General features: G+C 51.6%; 3 protein-coding genes and 1 pseudogene. 3 read left to right on the top strand and 1 reads right to left on the bottom strand.

Features of this window, described 5'->3' with window-relative positions:
* A partial coding sequence (locus J4G02_22995; GenBank protein ID MCE2397375.1) for an FAD-dependent oxidoreductase occupies positions 1–595 on the bottom strand: 595 nt, incomplete at its 3' end.
* Between the two features lie 609 nt (positions 596–1,204).
* Between J4G02_22995 and J4G02_22990 the strand changes: the two genes are divergently transcribed.
* The 3 genes and pseudogenes from J4G02_22990 (at position 1,205) to dctP (ending at position 4,120) form a co-directional block, all read left to right on the top strand.
* Positions 1,205–1,717 carry a TRAP transporter small permease subunit gene (locus tag J4G02_22990; GenBank protein MCE2397374.1) on the top strand — a complete coding sequence of 171 codons (513 nt, stop codon included), beginning with the start codon at positions 1,205–1,207 and terminating at the stop codon, positions 1,715–1,717.
* Positions 1,714–2,987 (top strand): annotated as a pseudogene (locus J4G02_22985) (TRAP transporter large permease subunit). The gene J4G02_22990 and the pseudogene J4G02_22985 overlap by 4 nt, the downstream one beginning before the upstream one ends.
* Positions 2,988–3,037: 50 nt before the next feature.
* Positions 3,038–4,120 carry a TRAP transporter substrate-binding protein DctP gene (dctP, locus tag J4G02_22980; protein ID MCE2397373.1) on the top strand — a complete coding sequence of 361 codons (1,083 nt, stop codon included), beginning with the start codon at positions 3,038–3,040 and terminating at the stop codon, positions 4,118–4,120.
* Positions 4,121–4,257 lie beyond the last annotated feature (137 nt).

Genomic DNA, 4,257 nt, shown 5'->3' with positions numbered 1-4,257 from the left:
GACGATGCAGCAGATCACCGTATAGTCCGGCACAGTTGACCAGCCAACGTGTCTGCAGTTCACCCTGACTGGTAGAGACACGCCATCGATCGCCATCGAATTGTCCCGCGTGTACCTGACAATTGCTCATGAACGTGGCGCCATTGGCCAGTGACTGATGCAGGTAAGCCAAGGGTGTGGACCAGGGATCTATCAGGCATTCACCGGGGACGTGTGCAGCTCTTTTAACTCCGGGTGCGAGCGAGGGTACCCGGGAGCGTACAGTGTCGATATCGATCTCCGCAACATCGGTCACCCCATTGATATGGGCCTTGGACAAGATGTCATCGATTCTGGCTGCCTGCTCATCATCCCACGCCAGAACCATCGCTCCGGTTTCCAGTAAGGGTAAGTTGAACTTACTGTGAATTTCCCGAAACTCCCGGTATCCATCAGCAATGCACGCCTGTTCGACCGAGTCGGGAGGCGCATCGAAACCGGTGTGCAGAATAGCGCTGTTGCCTTTGCTGGCTCCTTCGAGGATATCTCCTGCCCGTTCAACTAGAACGACCTGCTGGTCTTCAAGGGCGAGTCTGCGGGCTACAGCGCATCCCACAACTCCGGCGCCCACCACCAGTACGTCATAGATTTTCTGGGATGGAGTACTGGTACGGCGATCAAGTTGGTGAGATTCGGTAATTGGTGTTGAATTGAGTTCTACAGTCATTGTCCCAATTTGCCGAATCTGTTTCTGAACAGCCAATTTGCAGATGGACTGAGCCTTTGAATATTGTGGGTTCGGTTTTCACACTGTTCTTGCGACATCAAAAGCTCATCGGAATGTAAATATACTAGAATCGATCAAGCGGTCCAGGGAGAAACGACACATTGAATGGCAGACGGGTTCGCGCATCAACCGATGACTTGGATCACGGTTCCGATCTGAACAAGGTAATTTGGGGCTAAGCTACGGTTGTTTGCAGGTTCTGACGCTCAGCCGTTGAACTCTTTGATTTCCGGTAAAATAATCCCACCGAAGATTTTCCGTTGCGATCAAACCAACAGTGTGGTTTGTGAGCAGATGGTAAATTGCTATCTTGCAAAATCCTGACTGAGCAACAATTTACATTCATAAATTGACTGACATGTTTCATGCGGCACCAATCATCTTGAGAATGTATACTGGCGTTTTTGCTCGAAAATAGTCTCCGAAACCAACACCGATATGCCGTCCTTCATAGTGAATTACGTCCGTGTGGTGGACTATGTTTCCACGCGCTTCGGCCGAATCGCAATGCTCCTGATCTTTGTCATGATTGGAACATTGCTGTTGGATGCGATTACCCGAAATTTAATTAAGATTCCGTTGTACTGGTGTGTGGAGCTGGCTCAATTCACCTTGGCTGCCTACTACATTATGGGAGGCGCCTACTCCATGCAGCTTGAGACTCATGTCCGCATGGACCTGTTATATGACCGGCTGTCTGAGCGGAACAAAGCACGAATGGACAGTTTCACCGCGATTTTCCTGGTTGTTTACCTGTTCGTGCTTTTGTTCGGTTCCATTTCCAGCACAATCTACGCGATTGAAACCAATCAAAGACTCTTTTCGATGTGGAACCCGTCGGTGATTCCAATAAAGGTAATCATGGTGCTAGGGATCCTTCTGATGCTGCTGCAGGCCATCTCCACATTCTTTAAGGATCTGGCAAAGGCGCGGGGGGTGGAGTTGGCATGAGTTACGAAGCCATCGCCATCATCATGTTTGCATCCATGTTGCTGATGTTGCTGACCGGTCAGCGGGTATTTGCCGCGATCGGAATTGTTTCCACGGTGGCGGCGTTGCTGCTGTGGGGAGAGGGAGGCGTGGAAATGCCGTTCACGGCGGCATTCAAGTTGTTCAAATGGTATCCGTTGCTGACCCTGCCGCTTTTCATCTACATGGGGTACATTCTGTCGGAATCGGGTATTGCCGACGATCTTTATCAAATGTTCCATGTCTGGTTTGGTGGACTAAAAGGCGGGCTTGCGGTCGGTACGATTGGCCTCATGGTGGTGATTTCAGCCGGGGATGGCTATCGGCGCCACCATTGCCTTGCCTGAGATGCTGCGGCGAGGCTACGACAAGGTCATGATAACAGGAGTGGTGCAAGCCGGAAGTTCACTTGGGATTCTTGTACCGCCGAGCGTGGTACTTGTGCTCTACGGCATGATTGCCCGGGAATCGGTGGGTAAGCTGTGGCTGGCCGGGGCTTTGCCTGGGCTGATGATGGCTGCCCTTTTCATCATCTACATCGTCATTCGATGCCGCCTGCAGCCTCATCTGGGTCCGACAGTCAGCGACGAGGAAAGGCAAATGCCCATGTCGGAAAAACTGCGACTGCTTTTTCTTTATGACGGGACTCTTTGTGATGGGTATCACCAGTCTGGTGGAGAGTTCTGCTGTAGGAGCCACAGCCGCAACTCTGGCGGCGTTGGTCAAGCGCCGTCTCAACCGCAAGGTCATGGAGGAGACAATCCGCAAGACCTTGGGCATTTCGTGCATGTTCATGTGGATCATTTTGGCCGCGCTGTGCTTCGGAGCTGTTTTTGATGGTATAGGCGCGGCTCGAGCCATCGAGAGCCTTTTCATCACGAACTGGAATCTGACACCTTGGGAAGTGCTGATCATGATGCAACTGTCCTATCTGTTCATGGGCATGTTCCTGGACGATACGGCGATGCTCGTTATCGTCGCGCCACTCTATGTTCCGTTGGTGAAAATTCTGGGATTTGATCCTGTATGGTATGGCGTGCTGTATACGATCACCTGTCAGATCGCCTACATGACGCCGCCATTTGGCTATAATCTTTTTTTGATGCGCGCCATGGCACCGCCCGAAATTACGTTGGCAGATATCTATCGTTCCATTTCGCCTTTCGTGCTGGTCATGATCGTTGCATTGACTTTGGTCATGGTTTTCCCTCAGATCGCTCTGTGGTTGCCGGGCCAGATATATACCAGGTGATTCTCCGGTTAGTACGGCGAATCACTGTCAATTTATAAAGAGGTAGGATAATGACAGATAATAAAGAAATCATTAGTCCGGCAAATAATGATCGCAGGGATTTTGTAAAAAAGGTCGGCGCGGGAACCGCAGGTATTCTGGCCGCAGGAACCGCACCATATGCATTCTCGCAGAGTAATCCAATCAAGTGGCGACTGCAATCGTATTCCGGTGCCCCACTCGGCGCACATGTGGTATTACCCCAGATCGAGGCATTCAACAAGGTCGCACACGGCCAGATGGAAATCGAACTGTATTATGCCGATCAGTTGGTACCAACCGACGAGTTGTTTCGAGCCATGCAGTCAGGCGCGCTGGATGCCGTACAAAGTGACGATGCCACCATGGCATCTCCGGTTGATATCAGTGTGTTTGGCGGGTATTTCCCGTTTTCCACCCGTTACAGTCTGGACTTGCCGGTGCTGTTCAAGTATTACGGACTGGATGAAATCTGGGCTGAAGCATATGGCGAGGTCGAAGGTGTGGAGTGGATCAGTGCCGGCGCCTGGGACCCGCTGCATATTTTCACCAAGGATCCGATTCGTTCGCTTGCCGATATGAAAGGCAAGCGGGTATTCGGCGTCCCCACTGCCGGCAGGTTTCTGTCGCGCTATGGGCTAGTACCGGTCACCCTGCCTTGGGATGACATTGAAGTCGCGATCGGCACGGGTGAGCTCGATGGCGTGGCGTGGTGCGGATTCACTGAAGCCTATGAAGTCGGTTGGGCAGACGTATGTAATTACGCCCTGCTCAACAACGTCACCGGTGCGTGGTGTGGATCCTACTTTGCCAATACCAAGAGTTGGAATGCGCTCCCAGCAAATCTTCAGGAACTGTTCCGAATGTCGTGCAATGACTCGCACTACTATCGTCAGGTCTGGTACTGGGGAGGCGAGGCTCAGCTCAGAGTAGAAGGGGAGAAAATGGAGTTGACCACGATCCCAGCAGACGAATGGGATCAGGTTGTAGAAGACTCCAAGGAGTTCTGGGAAGACTTGGCTTCTATCAGTCCTCGCACCCGAAAGGTGGTGGATGCTTTCAGTCGGTATTCCGAGGTTATGGAGAAGGTAGGCGTTCCTTACCGTTACAGCTGAATTCGATCCTGACAAACAGGAATTGATTGCACACAAAGACAAGCCCCGGGGATTCGTCCTCGGGGCTTTTTGTTTGTCGTTCGGTTCTTTGTCAATAACGTTTGAAGTTCCTTTACCAAATTCATCGGAGTCGGCGT

The sequence above is a fragment of the Candidatus Poribacteria bacterium genome (assembly GCA_021295755.1).
Lineage (GTDB): Bacteria > Poribacteria > WGA-4E > WGA-4E > PCPOR2b > PCPOR2b.
Note: the sequence above shows the minus strand (reverse complement) of the source record. Positions and strands in the feature narration are given on the sequence as shown.

Excerpts from the sequence above, each read along its gene's own strand:
- dctP (MCE2397373.1), top strand. The coding sequence starts at position 3,038 with ATGACAGATAATAAAGAAATCATTAGTCCGGCAAATAATGATCGCAGG.
- J4G02_22990 (MCE2397374.1), top strand. The coding sequence starts at position 1,205 with ATGCCGTCCTTCATAGTGAATTACGTCCGTGTGGTGGACTATGTTTCC.